The sequence below is a fragment of the Lentzea sp. NPDC005914 genome, from assembly GCF_040629405.1.
Taxonomy (GTDB): Bacteria; Actinomycetota; Actinomycetes; order Mycobacteriales; family Pseudonocardiaceae; genus Lentzea.
Map to the genome: position 1 here is coordinate 74,459 of NZ_JBEXVQ010000038.1, position 19,000 is coordinate 93,458.

Sequence of the window (19,000 nt, forward strand, 5' to 3'; positions counted from 1 at the left end):
CCTAAGCTGTCCGCATGCGTCCTTGGTTCGTCCGTGCGTTGTGGATGGGGTTGCTCCACGGAGCCGTGCAGACAGGTGTGTCGGCGGTGGCGGTGCGCAGCCCCGAAGCCACGTCGGTCCGTCCCATCGCGCTCGCGTTGCTCGTGGCCGCCGCGGTGATCTGGGGCGCGGTCGACCGGTTGCGCGACCTGCCCTCGCCGGGCATGCAGTGGTTCATCGCCTCGCTGATCGCCGGCCCGTTCGCCGGTGCTCTGGGCGTGATCGGGTCGGCGTTGCTGGTCGACCAGACCGGGCAGGAGGCGCTGTGGGTGGCGTTGACGGGCGGGGCGGCGTTCACGGCGTTGCTCGTGCTGGCGCCGGCCGGGCTCGGGCTGCTGCTGGGAGGGTTCCTGGGCGAGAAGGCTAGCCCGCGTCCTTGACCTTGAGCTGGTAGGTCACGGCGACGCCGAGGCCGCCCGACTCCCCCTCGATCCGCAGCTCGTGCTCCCCCGGCGTCAGGGGCTTGAGCCACGCCCACAGCCCGCACGCCTGAGCGGCGATGCGCCCCGCACGCTCCCCGGCCGCGTTGTCCTTGGCGGCGTCGAACCTGACCTCGACCGGGTCGATCCTGCGCAGCTCCACGACCTGGCCGTCGAGCGTCACGGACCCCTTAGCCGCCTCCATGAACTTCTTGCAGTCGGTCGTGTTGGCGCTGTAGTGGTTCACAGCGGGCCCGGCCAGCGGACGATCGGCCGGCACCTCGCACGTCCTGGTCGCCCTGCCGCCGAACGTCCCGGCGAAGAACCACACGTCCTTCGGCTGGTCCTCGGCGCAGAACTGACCGGTCTCGTCGGCCACGGGGTTGCGCTCCTGCGGGCTCGCCAGCGCCCACGTCCACCACCGGGCCTGCAGGTCCGCGTCGGACAGCTCCGCGGCCGGTGCCTCGGAGGTCGGAGTTCCTGGCGGCTGGGCGGTGGCGCACCCGGCCAGGAGCAGCGCGAGCGCGGCGATGAGGGGTCTCGGCACGCGCGGGATCCTCGCAGACTCCGGCCTAGTCGGCGGCAGGACCCGCCACCAGCTCGATTTCGAAGCCGTCCTCGTTCTCCAGGAAGGCGGCGTAATGGTCTTCGCCGCCCGCGTGGGGGTGTTTGTCGGCGAACATCAGCTGCCAGCCGTGCTGGTGGGCTTCTCGGGTGAGGCGGTCGACGTTCTCTTTGGTGCCTGCGTGGAGGGCTAGGTGGTTGAGGCCGGCTTTCATCCGATCGTGTGGACCGGTGAGTGCCGGGGACTGCTCGACGACGACGTAGGTGTCGTTGAGCTTCCAGCTGACGCCCGCGTTCCAGCGTTGGTACTCGGTCCAGCCCAGGGCCGGGAAGAGCCACCCGAAGGTGGCTTCGGCGCGGGCGAGGTCCGGTACCCAGAGCTCGACGTGGTGCAGCAACCGGTTCCCCCTCGAAGTCAACCCAAGTCAAACTTCTGGATAGTGAATGTCCACGATTTGGCCGATGATTGACGATCAACTGGAACTAACTTGAGCGGTCGTCGGTGGTTCCATAAAAGCCATCCCCACCGCGAGTTCCAGCAAAGGACGGCCATGACCGACGAGTTCCGCACGCGCAACAATCTCTCGGGCGAGGTCGGTGACAACAGCGCAGTGGTGCAGCTGCACCACGTGGGCAGAGACGTCGTGTTCGTGACAAATCCGAAGCGATCAGCAGGTGTGACCCGCGTGCGACCGAACGCGAGCAGGGCGGAACAGGTCATGCTCGCCGCCACCGCGCTCGCGGCGATCGCGCTGCTCGGGTGGCGCTACTTCTTGAGCGACAGCCAGCGCAGCGCGAGCAGGTAGCCCTCCACGCCCAGCCCCGCGATCACGCCGTTCGCGACCGCCGAGATGACGCTGTGGTGCCGGAACTCCTCGCGCTGGTGGATGTTCGAGATGTGCACCTCGACCAGGGGCGCCGTGAGCTGCGAGCACGCGTCGCGCAGGGCGATCGAGTAGTGGGTCCAGGCGGCGCCGTTCAGCACGACGGGGATCGAGGCGTCGGCGGCCTCGTGCAGCCACCCCACCATCTCTCCCTCGTGGTGGGTCTGGCGGACCTCGACCTCGAAGCCGAGCTCCTTGCCCTCGGCGACGCACATCTCGACGAGGTCGGCGTGAGTGGTGCTGCCGTAGATGAGGGGCTCGCGGGTGCCGAGGCGGTCGAGGTTGGGGCCGTTGAGGACGAGGACCTTCACAGCAGCACCGTCCCGCCGGTCTTGGGCTCAGCAGCCACGGCCGAGTAGGCGGCGGCGATGAGAGCGGGGTCGGGGCCTTCGAGGCGGCCGGGCTTGGCCAGGCCGTCGAGGACCACGAAGCGGAGCACGCCCGCCTTGTTCTTCTTGTCGACCTTCATGCCCTCCATGAGCTGCGGGAGGGCGTCCGGGTCGTAGGAGGTCGGCAGGCCGAGGAGCTCCAGGACGCGCTTGTGGCGGTCGGCCGTCTCGTCGTCGAGGCGGCCTGCCAGGCGGGCCAGTTCGGCGGCGAAGACCAGGCCCACGCTGATCGCGGCGCCGTGACGCCAGCGGTAGCGCTCGCGGCGTTCGATGGCGTGGCCGAGGGTGTGGCCGTAGTTGAGGATCTCGCGCAGGGACGACTCGCGGAGGTCGCTGGTGACGACGTCGGCCTTGATCTGGATCTTGCGGCGGACCAGGTCGGCGAGCACCTCGCCGGTGGGGTCCAGGGCGGCCTGGGGATCGGCCTCGATGAGGTCGAGGATCACCGGGTCGGCGATGAAGCCGCCCTTCACGATCTCGGCCATGCCGGCGACGAGCTCGTTGCGCGGCAGGGTTTCCAGGGTGGCGAGGTCGACGAAGATGGCGTCGGGCTCGTAGAAGGTGCCCACGAGGTTCTTGCCCGCGTCGGTGTTGATGCCGGTCTTGCCGCCTACGGCCGCGTCGACCATGCCGAGCAGCGTCGTCGGGATGTTCACCAGGCGCACGCCGCGCATCCACGTGGAGGCGACGAAGCCCGCGAGGTCGGTCACCGCGCCGCCGCCGAGGCCGACGACGACGTCTGTGCGCGACAGGCCGATCTTGCCCAGGACGTCCCAGCAGAAGCCGGCTACCGCGAGGTCCTTGCCGTCCTCGGCGTCCGGGACCTCGACGCGGTGGGCGTCGGCGCCGACGGCCTTCAGCTCGTCGACCAGGACCTCGGCCGTGGCGGCGAGCGTCGGCTGGTGGATGATCGCGATCTTGGCGGTGCCCGTCAGAAAGCTGACGATGTCGCCCAGCAGACCGCGGCCGATGACCACGTCGTAGGGCTTCTCGGCGGCGACCCGGATGCGCGCGGGCTCGGTCATCGTCCAACTCCCTTGATCACCGCGTCGGCCACCTGCTGCGGGTCGAGCGAGTCGGTCAGCACCTCGACCGTCGCGACCTCTCGATACAGCGGCAGCCGCGCGTCCAGCAGCGCCTTGAACGTGGCGCGCGGGTTCATGCCGGACAGCAGCGGGCGTGCGGAGGACAGGCCGGTGCGGCGCACGCCCTCGGCCATGCCCACGTTCAGGAACACGACGGTGTGCTCGCGAAGGCGCTCGCGCGTGGTGGCGGACAGCACCGCTCCCCCGCCGAGAGCCAGCACGCCCTCGTGTTCGACGAGGGCCTTCGCGACGGCTTCTTCTTCCATGGCGCGGAAGACGGGCTCGCCGTCGTCGGTGAAGATGTCCGAGATCGGCTTGCCGGCCAGCTCGACGATGTCCGCGTCGACGTCGCGGAACGGCAGGCTCAGGCGCTCGGCCAGCAGCTCGCTGATCGTGGTCTTGCCGGCCCCGGGAGGCCCGACCACCACGTACCGCGGGCTCACATGCCCTCCCAGCGGGCTTCCAGGGCCTTCAGGTACGCGTGGGCGTTGCGGCGCGTCTCGTCGAGCGAGTCGCCGCCGAACTTCTCCAGCGCGGCCTCGGCGAGCACCAGCGCCACGACGGACTCCAGCACGACACCGGCGCGCGGCACGGCGCAGACGTCCGAGCGCTGGTGGATCGCGACGGCCGGCTCTCCCGTTCGGACATCCACAGTGGACAGTGCACGTGGGACGGTCGAGATGGGCTTCATCGCCACGCGCGCACGGAGGATCTCGCCGTTGGTGATGCCGCCCTCGAGGCCACCGGCGCGGTTCGAGCGGCGCGTGACGCCGACCGGGCCGCTGCCGCGGTCGATCTCGTCGTGGGCCTGCGAACCCCACCTGCGCGCCGACGTGAAACCGTCGCCGATCTCCACGCCCTTCATGGCCTGCACGCCCATCAGCGCGGCGGCCAGGCGGGCGTCGAGGCGGCGGTCCCAGTGCACGTGCGAGCCGAGGCCCGGCGGCAACCCGTACGCGAGCACCTCGATGACGCCGCCGACCGTGTCGCCGGCCTCCTTGACGGCCTCGACCTCGGCGACCATCGCGTCGGTGCCGCGCGCGTCGAAGCAGCGCACCGGCGACTCGTCGATCGCGGGCAGGTCGTCCGGGGTGGGCAGCGCGGCGTCCTCGGGCGTCTCGGCCTTGCCGATCGACACCACGTGGCTGAGGATCTGCACGCCCAGCAGCTGCTGCAGGAACTGGCGTGCGACCGTGCCGAGGGCGGTGCGGGCCGCGGTCTCGCGGGCGGACGCGCGTTCGAGCACGGGGCGCGCCTCGTCGAAGCCGAACTTCTGCATGCCCGGCAGGTCCGCGTGACCGGGCCGGGGCCGCGTCAGGGCCTCGTTGCGGCCGGTCGGCTTGAGCAGGCTCGGGTCGACGGGGTCCGGCGACATCACGGTCTGCCACTTGGGCCACTCGGAGTTGCCGATGGTGACCGCGACCGGGCCACCTTGGGTCTTGCCGTGACGCACGCCGCCGAGGATCTCGACCTCGTCCTGCTCGAAGCCCATGCGCGGGCTTCGGCCGAAACCGAGCCTGCGGCGCCCGAGCTGGGCGACGAGATCGTCCGTCGTCACCTCGACACCGGCGGGCATGCCCTCCAGGACGGCGACGAGAGCGGGGCCGTGTGACTCTCCAGCGGTGATCCAGCGCAGCACGTTCACAATCCTTTCACAGCGTCGTCAACGCCCAGGTGGCGGCCAGCAACCCCGGGCCGTGGGGCACTCTTCGGCTGCGTTTGACCGCGGCCATCGCCAGTGTGACCGCACTGGACAGGATCGCCGCAGGTAAGAGCGACGGCAGCGTGAGAGTGGCGCCGAGTGCGGCTGCGAGTTTCACGTCGCCGCCGCCCATGAGCGCCGGTCTGACGCGCCGGATCGCGAGATGAGCGCCACCGAAGAGGAGCGCCGTCAGGGCCGCGGCTCCCAGCCTGTGGAACTGAAGGAGCAGCAGCAGTGCGCCCAGAGGGAGGGTCAGGGCGTCCGGCAACCGGTGGTGCCGCAGGTCCGTCGCCGCGAGCACGATTCCGAACCAGGCCAGCAGGTACGACGAGGGTGGTGCGTCCAGGACGGCGGCGACCGTCCACAACGAACCCAGGAAAGACGCGAGCAGGACCGTGGTCATGGCACCACGGTCCTGCTCGGTACGACTCGGGCCAAATCGCGGCCCGTCGTGAACGGTCCATTCACGCACGGGTTCCACCGTGCCCTACTTCAGGCTGGGAAAACGCCCGGAACTCCAGCTCGGCACGCTCGCGCAGGGGTACCCCCGGCCTGGGATCCCCTCGCAACCAACTTGGCGAGGACCACCGACAAGATCGGGAACTGAGCGAGGCCGGGTTCAGCGAGACCAGTCGAACAGGGCGTCGTTCGCCGCCACGTCCACGTCCACCGCCAGGTCACCAAGCACCTCGGCCGCCGCGTCCAGCGCGATCACCGGGCAGATCGGCGCGAACCCCGCCGCCTCGACCTCGGCCGGGTCCCAGGTCACGATCCGCTGACCGGCCAGCACCTGCTCGCCCTTGACCACGTGCAGCTCGAAGCCCTCGCCCTTGCGCTTCACGGTGTCGATGCCCAGGTGGACCAGCACCGCCGCGCCGTCACCGGTGGCCACCACGAACGCGTGCGGGTGCAGCGTCACGACGGTGCCGTCGACGGGTGAGACGACGTCGGACCGCGATCGGAGCGGCTCGACGGCCACGCCGGGGCCGACCATCGCCTGCGAGAAGACCGGGTCCGGGACTGCGGAGAGCGCGACCACGCGGCCGGCCACGGGGCTGCCGACGCGCAGGCTCACAGGATGTCCTCGATGTCCGACGCGATCGTGTCCGCCTCGGGGCCGACGACGACCTGGACGACGTTGCCGGAGCGCATGACTCCGTGTGCTCCCAACGACTTCAGAGCCTTCTCGTCGACGAGGGAACCGTCTTCGAGCTCACACCGCAGACGGGTGATGCAGGGCTCGATCTCGACGATGTTGGACGCGCCACCCAGCGCCTCGACGATCTTCTGCGCCTTCTCGTCAGCCACGTTCGTACCTCTCGTTCCCGTAACAGCGGTTGACACCCACTGAGTGTGCGGAGCATTCTCCCGCACCAACTGGTCTAGACCGGAAAGTACCACTGCGAGGAGGTGAGCGAATGCACGAGATCGTGGACGGGCCCAAGCCCAAGCACGCGCAGCTCCGCGAGATCCTGCGCCGACTCGCCGAGCACGACCTCGCTCCGGGCTCGCCCATCCCGTCCGAGCGCGACCTCGCCGAGCGGTACGGAGTGTCCCGCATCACAGTGCGGGCCGCAGTCGGCCAACTGGTCGCCGACGGCCTGCTCACCAGGGCGAAGGGGCGTGGGACGTTCACCGCACGGCGGCGCTACGACCTGCAGCTCCTGCTGGCCTCGTTCACCTCGGAGATGAAGGCTCGCGGGCTCGAGCCGAGCACCGAGGTGATCAGCTGCGGGCAGGGGGCTCCCGGTTCGAAGGCCTCGCTGGGGCTGGACGCCGAGGAGTACGCCTACCGCGTGGTGCGGCTGCGCAGGGCCGACGGGGCACCGCTGGCTCTCGAGGCCGGCTGGTACAGCCCGCACCTGCTGCCCGAGCTCGACCGGTGCGACCTCACGGGGTCGCTCTACGAGCTCTTCGCGGCGAAGTACGGGGTGCAGCTCGACGAAGCGAGGCAGACCGTGTGGGCCGAGACCGCCGACGCCGACACGGCCAAGGCGCTCGACGTCCGCAAGGGCAGCCCGCTGCTCGTGTTCCGAAGGGTCGCCAGCGCGCAGGGGCGGCCTTGTGAAGACGTGACTTCCTGGTACCGGGGCGATCTCTACCAGGTGACCATGCAACTGGACCGGACCGTCCCGGGTACCGGACCGAACTCCGCCAAGGGAGGTACCCGATGAGCACCGACGCCGCACAAACGGGCGGTCGTGAGATCAAGGGCCTCGCCACGTTGCAACGCTTCGGTCGCAGCCTCATGCTGCCGATCGCCGTGCTGCCCGCGGCAGGCCTCTTGCTCCGCGCCGGTCAAGACGACCTACTGGGCAAGGAAGGTCTCGGCTGGAACGCCGTCGCCGCGGTAGTCGGCGCGGCCGGCGACGCGCTGTTCGGCAATCTCGCCCTGCTGTTCGCCGTCGGCATCGCGGTCGGGTTCGCCCGGCGCGGTGACGGCTCCACGGCACTGGCCGCCGTCGTCGGCTACACCGTGCTGCAGAGCATCTTCAAGGCCCTGTCGCCGCTGATCCTCGACCAGCCGACCGACCCGCTCGCGAAGCCGGTACTGATCGACTACAAGGTGCTCGGCGGTATCGTCGTCGGCATCCTGACCGCGCTGCTGTGGCAGCGTTTCCACCGCATCAAGCTGCCCCCGTACCTGGCGTTCTTCGGCGGCCGCCGCTTCGTGCCGATCATCGTCGCCGGTGTCATGATCGTCGTCGGCGTGGTGCTGGGCCTGCTGTACCCGCTGTTCAACTCGGGCATCACAGCGCTCGGCGAGTGGGTCACGGGCAGCACGATCATCGGTGCCGGTCTCTACGGCATGATCAACCGTTTGCTGATCCCGCTCGGCCTGCACCACATCATCAACAACGTCGTGTGGTTCCAGTTCGGCGAGTTCAACGGCAAGACCGGTGACATCCCGCGCTTCTTCGCCAACGACCCGTCGGCGGGAACGTTCCAGACCGGCTTCTTCCCGATCCTGATGTTCGCCCTCCCGGCGGCGGCGCTCGCGATCGTCCACACGGCGCGCCCGAGCCAGAAGAAGATCATCGGCGGCATCATGGGCTCCGCCGCGCTCACCGCGTTCATCACCGGTGTGACGGAGCCGCTCGAGTTCGCGTTCATGTTCGTCGCGTGGCCGCTGTACGTCATCCACGCGGTGCTGACCGGCACCTCGCTGGCGATCGCGAACGCGCTCGGCATCCACGACGGCTTCTCGTTCTCGGCCGGTGCGATCGACTTCATCCTGAACTGGAACATCGCGACCAAGCCGTGGCTGCTGATCATCCTCGGCCTGATCTACGCGGTGGTGTACTACTTCCTGTTCCGCTGGGTCATCACCAAGTGGAACCTGAAGACGCCGGGCCGCGAGGACGACGAGTCGCCGGAAGCCGACGAGTCCGTTCTCACCACGTCCGAGCGGGTCACGCGCGAGACGCGCGAGAATCCCGCCACGAACGAGAAGTAACCAGCACAACCAGCTCTACCGGGAGGAACCATCATGGCCGAGCGACGGGTCACCGTGGCCAGCAAGGTCGGGCTGCACGCCCGGCCCGCCGCACTGCTGGCGAAGGCCGCCGCCGACCAGCCGGTGACGGTCACCATCGCCAAGGACGGCGGCGAAGCCGTGGACGCGGCGAGTGTTCTGGGTCTGATGACCCTGGGCGCCATGCACGGTGACGAGGTGGTGCTCAGCGCCGATGGGGACGGAGCGGACGCTGCTCTGGACGTCATCGCCGAACTGATCGCCACCGACCACGACGAGTGAGTCGTGTCCGGGCTGTGAGTGCTCCGGGGCCTTCCTGAGGTCGCTCACAGCCCACCCGAAGTGCAGGACGACACCCGCGGTCACGACGCCGGCCAAGGTCGACGGCGTGGCCTGCGGGTACGTCACCATCAGCCACACCCCGCCCGCCGCGAGCGCGGGCGGCACGACCAGCCCCGCGGTCCACCGCAGCAGCACCAGGAACGCGAGCGTCGAGACCAGCAGCGCCGCGCCGAGCGTGTCGCTGAACCGGTGCCAGCCCAGCGACACCGTCTCCGCCGCCACCGCGCCCGCGCCGATCGCGCCGGGCACCGCGACCCAGAGGGCGAACCTGCGCGGCACCGCCATGGTCACCGCGATCACCGACGCCACCGCGGCCGTCGTGTGTCCACTCGGGAAGCTGTTGTGCACCAGCACCGCTTCCTCGTCCAGTTCGGGCCGCACCAGCACGTTGAGCTTCAGCAACTGCGCGAGCAACACCGACCCGCCGAGCAGCAGCAACGGCGGAAACGCCTTCTTGCGCGCGATCAGGATCACGAGGACCGCGGCGACGATGATCGCCATGTCCACGTTGGACGCCCACGAACGCTGCAGTGACAACTCGGGCAACGCGGCGTTCTCCGCCTTCTGCCCGAACGACGTCCACACCAGCGCGAAGTACGTGAAGAGGAATCCCACCAAGCTTCCGACCATGAACCCGAGACTCCGCGTGCCGCTCTACGGGAAGGTCCACGCCATGTCATGGTTGCGCTACAGAACCGGCGCGGGTCCCGTCGCCCGCAGATAATGGATCTCGTGGCGATGGTGTTGCTGGTCGAGGACGACCCGTCTGTGCGTGAAGGACTCGGCCTGGCGTTGCGCCGCCAGGGACACGACGTCCGGGCGGCGGGAACAGGTGAGGAAGGCGTCGAACGCCTCCGCGAGTCACGCCCCGACATCGTCGTGCTGGACATCATGCTGCCGGGCATCGACGGCTTCGAGACGTGCCGCCGGATGCGCATGCAGGCCGAGGTGCCGATCATCATGCTCACGGCTCGTGGCGACGACTTCGACGTGGTCGCGGGCCTGGAGGCGGGTGCCGACGACTACGTGGTGAAGCCCGTCGAGCCGCGCGTCCTGGAGGCCCGGATCCGCGCGGTGCTGCGCCGGACCGTCTCCGAACCGTCCAGCATCGAACGCCACGGGTCGCTGGTGATCGACCGCGCCGGCCTGCAGGTGCTGAAGGACGACGTGAAGGTCGCCCTGACGCCCACCGAGCTGAAGCTGATCCTCGAGCTGTCGCGCACGCCCGGCCGTGTGCTGACCCGCCAGCAGATCCTCGAAGCCGTCTGGGAGCACGACTACCTCGGCGACTCGCGGCTCGTCGACGCGTGCGTCCAGCGGCTGCGGGCCAAGATCGAGGACGTGCCCTCCGAACCCCGCTACGTCCACACGGTGCGCGGCTTCGGCTATCGCTTCGGCCCGCGATGAGGTCGCTCTTCCGCGGCCTGCGGCCCCGGCTGATGGCGGCCTTCCTGCTGCTGACCCTGCTCGGCGCGGTGGCGGCGGCCGGTGCCTCGTACGCGACCGCCCGCAACCTGCTCCTGGAGGACGCGCAGGACGGGTTCATGAACCCGCTGGTCAACGACGTCCGCTCCTACGCGCCCCGGCTGACCGTGCCGCCGGCCCAGCAGGACCTCGACGACTTCGCCAACTACCTGCGCGGTTCCGCGGTCATCCTCTACCAGGGGCTTCACTCTCGCGGGCCGGACATCTCCTCCATACCCGAGGAGATGCGCACGGCGTTGAAGACGAGCAGGACGGTGATCTGGCAGCGGCGCACGGACTTCGTCGATCCGTACGTGTTCGTCGGCATCCCGTTGCTGCGCCCCGACGGCTCCCCCACCGGCGTCGAGGTGTGGGCCTGGACGTCTCTGGGCGGCCCTCAGCGCGCCATCGACAGCTTCGCGAAGGCGGCCTGGGTGGGTGTCAGCCTGGTGCTGCCCCTGGCCCTCGGCCTGGCGCTGTTCACGGCCCGCGGCGTCCTGCGCCCGGTCCGCCGCCTGGGCGACGCCGCCCGCGCGCTCGGCTCGGGCCACCTGGACACCCGTGTCGAGGAACGAGGCGCCGACGAGCTTTCCGACCTGGCCCGCACGTTCAACAGCGCCGCCGAGCAGCTGGAGGCCACCCAGGCCGCCTCTCGTCGCTTCGTGGCCGACGTGTCCCACGAGCTCCGCACGCCTCTCACGGCCATGAACGCCGTGACGGCCGTCCTGGACGAGGACGCCGCGTCCCTGCCCGCGGACACGGCGGTCGCGGCCCGCCTGGTGTCGACCGAGACGCGCAAGCTCACCCGCCTGGTCAACGACCTGATGGAGATCTCGCGCTTCGACGAGGGCCGCAACCTGCTCGAGCTCGACGAGTGGGACATCGGCACGGCCGTCCGCGACTCCCTGGCCGCGCGCGGCTGGACGTCGTCGGTGGACGCGGATCTTCCTCCCGGCGTCACCGGCCGGGTCGACCGCCGCCGCCTCGACGTGATCGTGGCCAACCTCGTCGGCAACGCCCTGAAGCACGGTGGCGCCCCTGTGCGAGTGGCCGTGCGGCCTGGTGTGATCCAGGTGGCCGACAACGGCCCGGGCATCCCCGCGGACGCCCTCCCCCACATCTTCGACCGCTTCTACAAGGCAGACACGGCCCGCTCCCGTTCCGAGGGCAGCGGTCTGGGATTGGCGATCGCATGGGAGAACGCACGCCTGCACGGCGGCACCATCGAAGCAGCCAACGCGCCCTCGGGCGGCGCGGTCTTCACGTTGCGCTTGCCCTGGTGATGCTCGCTTCCTGCGGTGTACGGCCGACGCCGATCCTCACCGGCGCGGAGGCCCCGACCGTCTCCTCGCACGAGCTGACGGTCTACCTGGTCGCCGCCTCGGGCAAGGAACTGGTGCGCCGCACCCGCTCCTACTCCGGCGCGGTGGACACGGCCACCGCCATCAACCTGCTCATGGTCGGCCCCACCGAGGAGGAGAAGAAGCTCGGCCTGAGCAGCGAGGTCCCGGCCAGCGCGTCCCGGGTCTACGCGGTGTCGCCGAACCTCATCGTGCTGCCCGACGACATGGGGCCGTTGTCGAAGTTCGCGCAGTTCCAGCTCTACTGCACGGCCGTCACCAGTCGGGCGAAGGTGGAAGGTGTCCCGGCGTCCGGCTTCGACTGCCCTTAGCCACGTAGACGACGTCCCGGAGGTCTTCGTCGCCGTACGCCGACGCATTGGTGAGATGACCGTCGTACGGACCGACCTTGGTCACTCGCGCGCCATCGCGGAACACCAGCTGCAACCCGTGCTCCGGTTGCCACGCGCACTCGCACTCGACCGAGACGTAGACCGGCCGGCCCGGACCGTCCCGCCCGACGCCCGCCTCGTACGTGTCGAACGTGACGTGGTCCCAGACGTCACCAGGGCCCGCGATGCGCGGGAAATCGGGGAGGTCGTCCGCCGCGTCCTGGTAGTAGGCGAAAACCGCGGGGCCGGCTTCTTCGAGCGCTGAGCGGTCCAGTTCCAGGAATGTGCGGATGGCCGTTTGGAAGTCTTCCTTGGCCCGGTCCTTCTTGTAGGCCCGGTAGTCCTCCACGACGAACGGCAGGGCGGCGTTGCCGAACATCGGCACCGGAATCGGTGCGCTGACCACGGAGCCGAACTGATCTTTCGTCACTGGTCCGAGCCCGGGGATCTCCACCCCGCTCATCCTAGGGAGAGGCGGGACGCACCGGCGGCCGTGGTGTAAGCCGGCAAACCCCCGCGCCCGTGCGGAGCCCCCGGCGGACACACCCGTGCGTCCCGCCACCGACACCCCTCGAGGCAGGGACACCGGCATGCGATGACCCCGGAGCGATCGGCTATCGTCCGGAGTCAAACGAGTCATGTTCAGGCAACCACACGACCCGCGCGCCAGGTATTCCACAGCGATGGATGTAGACGAAAGTTACGAATCCCAGGTCTTGCTAGGAGCGCGAGGCGAGTTCGGCGGCCAGCGCCGAGCGCATGACCTCCTGTGGCGCGGCCTGCCCGGTGAACTGTTCCACCTGCCCGAACGCCTGGTGCAGCAACATGTCCAGCCCGGTGGCCAGCCGCGCCCCGGACGCCTGCACCGCCTCGGCGACCGGCGTGGGCCACGGGTGGTAGATCACGTCCAGCACGTAAGGCGCCCGAGCCAGGGCGGAGGCCAGCGGCACCGTCGCCTCGGCCGGAACCGTGGACACCACGACGTCCGCAGCGGCCGCCAGCGTGGCGAGGTCCACAGAGGACAGAGCCAGCACCTCGACCGAGACCCCGACGCGAGCGGCCGTGGCCACAGCCTCGGCAGCACGAGAAGTATCCCGCACCACGAGGTAAGCCGAAGAGATCCCGAGATCGGCGAACCCGGCGAGAACAGCGGTAGCCGTCCCGCCCGCCCCGATCACGACCCCGGACGACCCGCCGGAGAACCCCTTCTCTCGCAAGGCTCCCACGACACCGTCCACATCGGTGCAGTCGGCGTGCCACCCGGATTCGGTGCGCACCAACGTGTTCGCCGCGCCCACCGCCGTCGCACGCGGGGTGACCGATGAAGCCACCGCCAACGCAGCCCGTTTCGTGGGCATGGTGCACGAAAGCCCGACCCACTCCGGGCCCAGCGACGCGACCAGAGAGTCCACTTCGGACTCGGCGCACTCCAGTCGCGTGTACTCCCAGTCCAGGCCCAGCGCGGCATACGCGGCGTTGTGCAGCACAGGAGAGAGCGAGTGTTCGATCGGCGAACCGATCACCGCGGCACGACGCACTAGTAGATGCCGTCCCGCTGGGCCTTCTGGTCGTTCGCGTTGTGCTCGTCGAAGGTGGTCGCGAAGCACGACGTGCCGTCCTGCTGGCACTTCACGAAGTACAGGATGTCGCCGCCCTCGGGCTTGATCGCGGCGGCGACGGCCTGCTGCGACGGCGAGCCGATCGGCGTCGGGGGCAGGCCCGGGGTCAGGTACGTGTTGTACGGGCCCGGCTTGTCGCGGTCGGCGTCCGAGGTACGGATGTGGGGCTGGTTGTTCTTGTAGTTGATGGTCGAGTCGAACTGCAGGGCCATCGGCTTCTTCAGGCGGTTGTAGATGACCTGGGAGACCTTGCCGAAGTCCTTCTCGATGGCTTCCTTCTCGACCAGCGAGGCCATGACCAGGACCTCGTAGGGACGGAAGCCGGTGTTCATGGTGCCGCCGGGGATGCCGATGCCCGCCAGCTTCTGCGCGGACGACACGATCACGCTGCGGATCAGCTCGACGGCGCTCACACCCGGTTTGACCTGGTAGACGCCTCGCATGATCAGACCTTCGAGGCGGTACTGGGGGTCGGCGCGCTTCACGTCGGTCAGCGCCCAGTCCGGCACGCCCAGCGCGACCGGGTCGGTCTGCTCAGCGGCGGCCTTGATCTCGTCGACGGTCAGGCACTTCTTGGCGCCGTCCTTCTCCGTGCAGCTGGCGTCGGCGAGCTGGGAGTAGATGCCCTTGACGATCTTGTCGCCCACCTTGATGTCGGTGAGCTTGATGCCGCCGACGATCTGCACGGCGGGCACGCGGGTCTTCGGGTCGACCATGCGGGCCACGGCCTGCTCGCCGGACATCTTCGTCTTCATCAGGTAGAAGCCGGGCTGGATCGACGTCACGCGGGCGTCGGTCTTGCTGGCCTCGATGAAGGCGCGCGCGGAGGCGATGACGCCGTTGTCGTACAGGGTGGAGGCGATGGCGCTGACCACGTCGCCGTCCTGGACCTCGACGATGGCGTCGGCCTCGCCGCTGCCGGGGAAGTCGTCGTAGGAGCCGATGCCGCGCAGCTCGCGGTAGCCGTAGTAGGCACCGCCCAGGCCCACGGCGAGGACCATCGCGACGACGAGCCACAGGATCGTCTTCTTGCGCTTCTTCGCCTTGTTGCGGGCGCTCTCGCGCTCACGGTCGCGCCCCCGCGGACGCCGCTCGCGTTCGTCGGCGTCGGGGTCGGTGAACAACCCGAGATCGTCGCTCACACCTCGTCCTTTCGGGCGGCCACAACGCGTGCCCGTGCGTCCAGCCAAGACTGCAGGATCTCGACAGCGGCAGCCTGGTCGACCACGGCACGCTGCTTCTTGCCCTTCACACCGCGCTGTGCCAGCACCCGGCTCACCACGACCGTCGTCAGTCGTTCGTCGGTCAGCCGGACCGGCACGGGGGCGACGCGTCCGGCCAAGGCGGCAGCGTACGCGGTCGCCGCCTCCGCTGCCGGTCCGTGCCGTCCAGCCAGTGTCTTCGGCAGGCCGACCACGACCTCGACGACGTCATGCTCGGCCACGAGACGTACGAGCTCGGTGAGGTCCGAGCCGCGCTTCTCGTCACGCTGGAGGGTAACCAGCGGAGTGGCCAGGAAAGCACCTGGATCGCTGAGAGAAATTCCCACGCGAACCGATCCGACGTCGACGCCGAGCCTGCGTCCCAGGCCCGGGTCGTCGACACCAGGTGAGTCAGCGCTGCTCAAGCACCTTGTCCAGTTCGTTGGTGAGGGCCGTGATGGCCTCGGGCACGCCGGCCGGGTTCGTGCCGCCGCCCTGGGCCAGGTCCGGCTTGCCGCCACCGCGGGCGGCGATGGCCGGGCCGAACACCGGCACGAGCTTGCCGGCGGCCAGGCCCAGGTCGCGGGCGGCGGCCGTGGTGGCCACCACGAAGCTGACCTTGTCGCCGTCGACCGAGAACAGGGCCACCACACCGGGCTTGCTGCCCAGGCGGTTGCGGACCTCACCGCCGAGCGTGCGCAGGTCGTTGCCCGACACGCCCTCCAGGCCGAGGGCCACCAGCGACAGGCCGCGCACGTCCAGAGCCTTGTCGGCCAGCGAGCCGGCGTTGCCGAGCAGCTGGGCGGCGCGGACCTTCTCGAGCTCCTTCTCGGCGGACTTCAGCCGCTCGACCAGCGACTCGATCCGCTCGGGCAGGCCGTCGGAGCCGACCTTGAGCATGTCGGAGAGGTTCTGCACGATGGCGCGTTCCTTGGCCAGGAACCGCATGGCCTCGATGCCGACGTAGGCCTCGAGACGACGCACGCCGGAACCGACCGACGACTCGCCGAGCAGCGTGATCGGGCCGATCTGCGACGAGTGCTCGACGTGCGTGCCACCGCAGAGCTCGCGCGACCACGGGCCACCGATCTCGATGACGCGGACGGTCTCGTCGTAGGTCTCTCCGAACAGGGCGACGGCGCCCATGTCCTGGGCACCGGCCATGTCGGTGTAGACGATGCTGACCGGCAGGTCCTTGCGCACGGCGAGGTTCGAGACCTCTTCGATCTCGGACTTGGCCTCGCTCGACAGACCACCCGTCCAGGCGAAGTCGAGCCGCAGGTAGCCGGGCTTGTTGTACGAACCGCTCTGCAGGGCCGACGGGCCGAGCACCTGGCGCAGGGCGGCGTGCACGACGTGCGTGCCCGAGTGACCCTGGCGGGCACCAACGCGCCACTCCGGGTCGACGCGGGCCTCGACGTGCTCGCCCTCGCTGATCTCGCCGTTCACGACGCGCACCTGGTGCACCCACAGCTTGCGGGCGACCTTCTGCACGTCGAGCACCTCGAGCTCGGCGTTGCCGGTGACGATCGTGCCAGCGTCGGACTCCTGGCCACCGGACTCGGCGTAGAGCGGCGTGCGGTCGAGGACGACCTCGACGATGTCGCCTTCCTTGGCACTCTTGACGCGCTGACCGTTGCTCACGATGCCGCGCAGCGTGGCCTCGGAGGCGAGCTCGGTGTAGCCGGTGAACTCGGTCGGGCCCTGCTCGAGCAGCTCGCGGTACACGGTCTGGTCGCCGTGGCCGGTCTTCTTGCCGGCGGCGTCGGCCTTGGCGCGAGCACGCTGCTCGGCCATGAGCTTGCGGAAGCCGTCCTCGTCGACGCTCAGGCCGGCCTCGGAGGCCATCTCCAGCGTGAGGTCGATCGGGAAGCCGTACGTGTCGTGCAGCTGGAAGGCCTTGTCGCCGGGCAGTGTGGCGCGGCCGTCCGACTTCACCTCGTTGGCGGCGCTCTCGAAGATCCGCGAACCGGCGTCGAGCGTGCGCAGGAACGTGTCCTCCTCGGCCTTGAGCACCTGCTGGATGCGGGCGAACCCGCTGACCAACTCGGGGTAGGCCTCGCCCATCGAGTCGCGGACGACCTCGGCGAACTGCTGCAGCACCGGCTCGTTCACGCCCAGCAGGCGGCTGCTGCGGATGATGCGGCGCAGCAGGCGGCGCAGCACGTAGCCGCGGGCCTCGTTGCCGGGCGTGACACCGTCACCGACCAGCAGCACACCGCTGCGGGCGTGGTCGGCGATGACGCGGAACCGGACGTCGTCGACCTCGTTGGCGCCGTACTTGCGGCCGGACAGTTCCTCGGCCTTGTTGATGACGGCGCGGACCAGGTCGGTCTCGTAGACGTTGTCGACGCCCTGCAGCAGGTAGGCGACGCGCTCGACGCCCATGCCGGTGTCGATGTTCTTGGCGGGCAGTTCACCGAGGATCGGGTAGTCCTTCTTGGCGCCACCCTCGCCGCGGATGTTCTGCATGAAGACGAGGTTCCAGATCTCCAGGTACCTGTCCTCGTCGACGACCGGGCCGCCCTCCTTGCCGTACTCGGGGCCGCGGTCGTAGTAGATCTCCGAGCACGGGCCGCACGGGCCGGGCACGCCCATCGACCAGAAGTTGTCCTCCATGTCGCGACGCTGGATGCGCTCCAACGGCAGACCGGCGACCTTCTGCCAGATCTCGATGGCCTCGTCGTCGTCGAGGTAGACCGTCACCCAGATGCGCTCGGGGTCGAAGCCGTAGCCGCCCTCGTCCTGGGACTTGGTGACCAGCTCCCAGGCCAGCCGGATGGCGTCTTCCTTGAAGTAGTCGCCGATCGAGAAGTTGCCGGCCATCTGGAAGAACGTGAGGTGCCGCGTGGTCTTGCCGACCTCGTCGATGTCGGGCGTGCGCACGCACTTCTGGATGCTCGTCATGCGCGGGGCGGGCGGCGGGGCCTCGCCGAGGAAGTACGGCTTGAACGGCACCATGCCGGCGTTGACGAACAGCAGGTTCGGGTCGTCGAGCAGCAGCGAGGCGCTGGGGATGTACTTGTGGCCGGCGTTCTCGAAGTGCTCGCGGAAACGCTTGATGATCTCGTGGGTCTGCACGGGAATGTCCTTGCTAGTTGCTGGGAGAAGTCAGGGCCCGCCCAAAGGGCATGTCACAGCTGGCGAACGACTAGTGCTTGCCGTTCGCCTTGGGCGCTCGACGCCCCGGCGTGAAGCCCGTCTGACGTTCCACGGTCTCCTGCAACTCCTGTTCCCGTTCGGCCATGCCCGCCCGGACCTCGGCCCCGAAGGAACCGATGGCGCCGGCGAGCTCGCGCAGGCCTTCACCCACGTTAGCGCCGATACCGGCAGGGGTCGCCTGCTTTGTGACCTCGGAGGCCTTCTTCGCGACGAAGAGCCCGGCGGCCGCACCCAGCCCGAACCAGAAGAGACGACTCACTTCGCACCTCGCCTGCTGGACCTGCGCTTGGCGTGCTTGTTCGGCTGCTCCGCGGCCTTGCGGCGGGCCTTCACGGCCTTGCTCACGCCGTAGGACAGCGCGGCGGCCTTGACCAGTGGCCCGCCCAGCGTCGCGGTGAACAGGCTGGTGAGCGCGGAGACGTTGCCGGTGACAGCGCGCGCGTTGGCCGTGATGCCGTCGACGCGCTCCAGCTGCGTGTTCACGTGCGTCAGCGTCGTGTTGGCCTCGACGAACAACGGGTCGCTGTTCTCGTGCGCCTTGCGCATCGCGATCGTGGCCTCGTCGAAGAACCGCGCAGCCTTGACCGCCACGAGCGCCAGCACGATGACGAGCAGCACGAACGCACCGGCGGCGACCAGCGCTGCGATCTGCCCTGGCGACACGGATCCTCCTGGTGACCGGCGTTGTGGCTTGATTGCCGGTGAGATTACCGGGTGGGCTCGCCACCCAAATGAGCGGCACCAGTAGTTGATCTTCAGCGGCGGGCGAAGGGTGCGCGGCGGGTCGCGACGAGGCGGGGCGGGGCGCGACGGGGCAGCCGGGCGGGGCAGGATGATCGCGTCAACCTGTTCGCGCTGCTCGTCTGGCCAGATGACCTTGGTGCCCTCCAGCGCGGAGAACATCGGCCGACGGTCTAGGCGT

The 19,000-nt window shown here is 69.4% G+C and carries 24 protein-coding genes and 1 pseudogene; 8 read left to right on the forward strand and 17 right to left on the reverse strand.

The window, feature by feature from the left end; translation table 11 throughout:
• Positions 1 to 14: 14 nt before the first annotated feature.
• Positions 15 to 419 carry a B-4DMT family transporter gene (locus tag ABZ345_RS38240; RefSeq protein WP_359859742.1) on the forward strand — a complete coding sequence of 135 codons (405 nt, stop codon included), beginning with the start codon at positions 15 to 17 and terminating at the stop codon, positions 417 to 419.
• Here the strand turns inward: ABZ345_RS38240 and ABZ345_RS38245 are convergent.
• A complete protein-coding gene (locus ABZ345_RS38245) occupies positions 403 to 1,005 on the reverse strand; it encodes a hypothetical protein (protein WP_359859744.1) in 603 nt (200 codons plus the stop codon). The two genes, ABZ345_RS38240 and ABZ345_RS38245, sit on opposite strands and share 17 nt — an antisense overlap.
• Positions 1,006 to 1,030: 25 nt before the next feature.
• The gene (locus ABZ345_RS38250; RefSeq protein ID WP_359859746.1) at positions 1,031 to 1,441 is read right to left on the reverse strand and encodes a VOC family protein; all 411 of its coding nucleotides are present in this window, start codon (positions 1,439 to 1,441) and stop codon (positions 1,031 to 1,033) included.
• A gap of 132 nt (positions 1,442 to 1,573) precedes the next feature.
• Between ABZ345_RS38250 and ABZ345_RS38255 the strand changes: the two genes are divergently transcribed.
• Positions 1,574 to 1,828 carry a hypothetical protein gene (locus tag ABZ345_RS38255; RefSeq protein WP_359859748.1) on the forward strand — a complete coding sequence of 85 codons (255 nt, stop codon included), beginning with the start codon at positions 1,574 to 1,576 and terminating at the stop codon, positions 1,826 to 1,828.
• Here ABZ345_RS38255 and aroQ read toward each other — a convergent pair.
• The 7 genes from aroQ to ABZ345_RS38290 all read right to left on the reverse strand — a co-directional run bounded on the left by aroQ (position 1,789) and on the right by ABZ345_RS38290 (position 6,390).
• The gene (aroQ, locus tag ABZ345_RS38260) at positions 1,789 to 2,217 is read right to left on the reverse strand and encodes a type II 3-dehydroquinate dehydratase (protein WP_359859750.1); all 429 of its coding nucleotides are present in this window, start codon (positions 2,215 to 2,217) and stop codon (positions 1,789 to 1,791) included. The two genes, ABZ345_RS38255 and aroQ, sit on opposite strands and share 40 nt — an antisense overlap.
• Positions 2,214 to 3,320, reverse strand: a complete 1,107-nt coding sequence (gene aroB, locus ABZ345_RS38265) for a 3-dehydroquinate synthase (protein WP_359859752.1) — start codon at positions 3,318 to 3,320, stop codon at positions 2,214 to 2,216. Before aroB ends, aroQ begins: the two co-directional genes overlap by 4 nt.
• Positions 3,317 to 3,823 (reverse strand): shikimate kinase, encoded by a 507-nt coding sequence (locus tag ABZ345_RS38270; protein ID WP_359859754.1) that lies wholly within the window; start codon positions 3,821 to 3,823, stop codon positions 3,317 to 3,319. Before ABZ345_RS38270 ends, aroB begins: the two co-directional genes overlap by 4 nt.
• Complete coding sequence (gene aroC, locus ABZ345_RS38275; RefSeq protein WP_359859756.1) at positions 3,820 to 5,019, reverse strand: chorismate synthase; 1,200 nt, start codon at positions 5,017 to 5,019, stop codon at positions 3,820 to 3,822. The genes ABZ345_RS38270 and aroC overlap by 4 nt, the downstream gene beginning before the upstream one ends.
• Positions 5,020 to 5,032: 13 nt before the next feature.
• Entirely contained in the window at positions 5,033 to 5,485 is a 453-nt protein-coding gene (locus tag ABZ345_RS38280; protein WP_359859758.1) for an A24 family peptidase, read from the reverse strand.
• A gap of 216 nt (positions 5,486 to 5,701) precedes the next feature.
• On the reverse strand, positions 5,702 to 6,157 hold the full coding sequence (locus ABZ345_RS38285) for a PTS glucose transporter subunit IIA (protein ID WP_359859760.1): 456 nt from the start codon (positions 6,155 to 6,157) through the stop codon (positions 5,702 to 5,704).
• The gene (locus ABZ345_RS38290; protein WP_359859762.1) at positions 6,154 to 6,390 is read right to left on the reverse strand and encodes a PTS glucose/sucrose transporter subunit IIB; all 237 of its coding nucleotides are present in this window, start codon (positions 6,388 to 6,390) and stop codon (positions 6,154 to 6,156) included. Before ABZ345_RS38290 ends, ABZ345_RS38285 begins: the two co-directional genes overlap by 4 nt.
• A gap of 110 nt (positions 6,391 to 6,500) precedes the next feature.
• On the opposite strand from ABZ345_RS38290, the gene ABZ345_RS38295 reads away from it, so the two are divergent.
• Genes ABZ345_RS38295 through ABZ345_RS38305 form a run of 3 tightly spaced genes read left to right on the forward strand, consistent with a single transcriptional unit; the run spans position 6,501 to position 8,839 of the window.
• A complete protein-coding gene (locus ABZ345_RS38295) occupies positions 6,501 to 7,256 on the forward strand; it encodes a GntR family transcriptional regulator (RefSeq protein ID WP_359859764.1) in 756 nt (251 codons plus the stop codon).
• Positions 7,253 to 8,539, forward strand: a complete 1,287-nt coding sequence (locus ABZ345_RS38300) for a PTS transporter subunit EIIC (protein WP_359859765.1) — start codon at positions 7,253 to 7,255, stop codon at positions 8,537 to 8,539. Before ABZ345_RS38295 ends, ABZ345_RS38300 begins: the two co-directional genes overlap by 4 nt.
• A gap of 33 nt (positions 8,540 to 8,572) precedes the next feature.
• Positions 8,573 to 8,839 carry an HPr family phosphocarrier protein gene (locus tag ABZ345_RS38305; protein ID WP_359859788.1) on the forward strand — a complete coding sequence of 89 codons (267 nt, stop codon included), beginning with the start codon at positions 8,573 to 8,575 and terminating at the stop codon, positions 8,837 to 8,839.
• Positions 8,840 to 9,031: 192 nt separating this feature from the next.
• On the opposite strand, the pseudogene ABZ345_RS38310 reads toward ABZ345_RS38305, so the two are convergent.
• Positions 9,032 to 9,529, reverse strand: a pseudogene (locus ABZ345_RS38310) (phosphatase PAP2 family protein); the annotation flags it as partial.
• A 102-nt stretch (positions 9,530 to 9,631) separates the two neighbouring features.
• Here ABZ345_RS38310 and ABZ345_RS38315 point away from each other — a divergent pair.
• From ABZ345_RS38315 to ABZ345_RS38325, 3 genes are read left to right on the forward strand one after another with little or no spacing between them, the layout of a single operon-like run.
• On the forward strand, positions 9,632 to 10,306 hold the full coding sequence (locus tag ABZ345_RS38315) for a response regulator transcription factor (protein WP_359859767.1): 675 nt from the start codon (positions 9,632 to 9,634) through the stop codon (positions 10,304 to 10,306).
• Positions 10,303 to 11,646 (forward strand): HAMP domain-containing sensor histidine kinase, encoded by a 1,344-nt coding sequence (locus ABZ345_RS38320; RefSeq protein ID WP_359859769.1) that lies wholly within the window; start codon positions 10,303 to 10,305, stop codon positions 11,644 to 11,646. Before ABZ345_RS38315 ends, ABZ345_RS38320 begins: the two co-directional genes overlap by 4 nt.
• Positions 11,643 to 12,035: a hypothetical protein gene (locus tag ABZ345_RS38325; RefSeq protein ID WP_359859770.1), complete on the forward strand. Its 393-nt coding sequence runs from the start codon at positions 11,643 to 11,645 to the stop codon at positions 12,033 to 12,035. The genes ABZ345_RS38320 and ABZ345_RS38325 overlap by 4 nt, the downstream gene beginning before the upstream one ends.
• On the opposite strand, the gene ABZ345_RS38330 is transcribed toward ABZ345_RS38325, so the two are convergent.
• The 7 genes from ABZ345_RS38330 to ABZ345_RS38360 form a co-directional block, all read right to left on the reverse strand.
• Positions 11,980 to 12,525 (reverse strand): hypothetical protein, encoded by a 546-nt coding sequence (locus ABZ345_RS38330; RefSeq protein ID WP_359859772.1) that lies wholly within the window; start codon positions 12,523 to 12,525, stop codon positions 11,980 to 11,982. The two genes, ABZ345_RS38325 and ABZ345_RS38330, sit on opposite strands and share 56 nt — an antisense overlap.
• A 289-nt stretch (positions 12,526 to 12,814) precedes the next feature.
• Positions 12,815 to 13,633, reverse strand: a complete 819-nt coding sequence (locus ABZ345_RS38335) for a shikimate dehydrogenase (protein ID WP_359859774.1) — start codon at positions 13,631 to 13,633, stop codon at positions 12,815 to 12,817.
• Complete coding sequence (gene mltG, locus ABZ345_RS38340; RefSeq protein WP_359859776.1) at positions 13,633 to 14,856, reverse strand: endolytic transglycosylase MltG; 1,224 nt, start codon at positions 14,854 to 14,856, stop codon at positions 13,633 to 13,635. Before mltG ends, ABZ345_RS38335 begins: the two co-directional genes overlap by 1 nt.
• On the reverse strand, positions 14,853 to 15,341 hold the full coding sequence (ruvX, locus tag ABZ345_RS38345; protein WP_359859778.1) for a Holliday junction resolvase RuvX: 489 nt from the start codon (positions 15,339 to 15,341) through the stop codon (positions 14,853 to 14,855). The genes mltG and ruvX overlap by 4 nt, the downstream gene beginning before the upstream one ends.
• On the reverse strand, positions 15,328 to 17,997 hold the full coding sequence (alaS, locus tag ABZ345_RS38350; RefSeq protein ID WP_359859780.1) for an alanine--tRNA ligase: 2,670 nt from the start codon (positions 17,995 to 17,997) through the stop codon (positions 15,328 to 15,330). The genes ruvX and alaS overlap by 14 nt, the downstream gene beginning before the upstream one ends.
• A gap of 70 nt (positions 17,998 to 18,067) precedes the next feature.
• Positions 18,068 to 18,337, reverse strand: a complete 270-nt coding sequence (locus ABZ345_RS38355; protein ID WP_359859782.1) for a hypothetical protein — start codon at positions 18,335 to 18,337, stop codon at positions 18,068 to 18,070.
• Positions 18,334 to 18,741, reverse strand: a complete 408-nt coding sequence (locus ABZ345_RS38360) for a DUF948 domain-containing protein (protein ID WP_359859790.1) — start codon at positions 18,739 to 18,741, stop codon at positions 18,334 to 18,336. Before ABZ345_RS38360 ends, ABZ345_RS38355 begins: the two co-directional genes overlap by 4 nt.
• Positions 18,742 to 19,000: the final 259 nt, after the last annotated feature.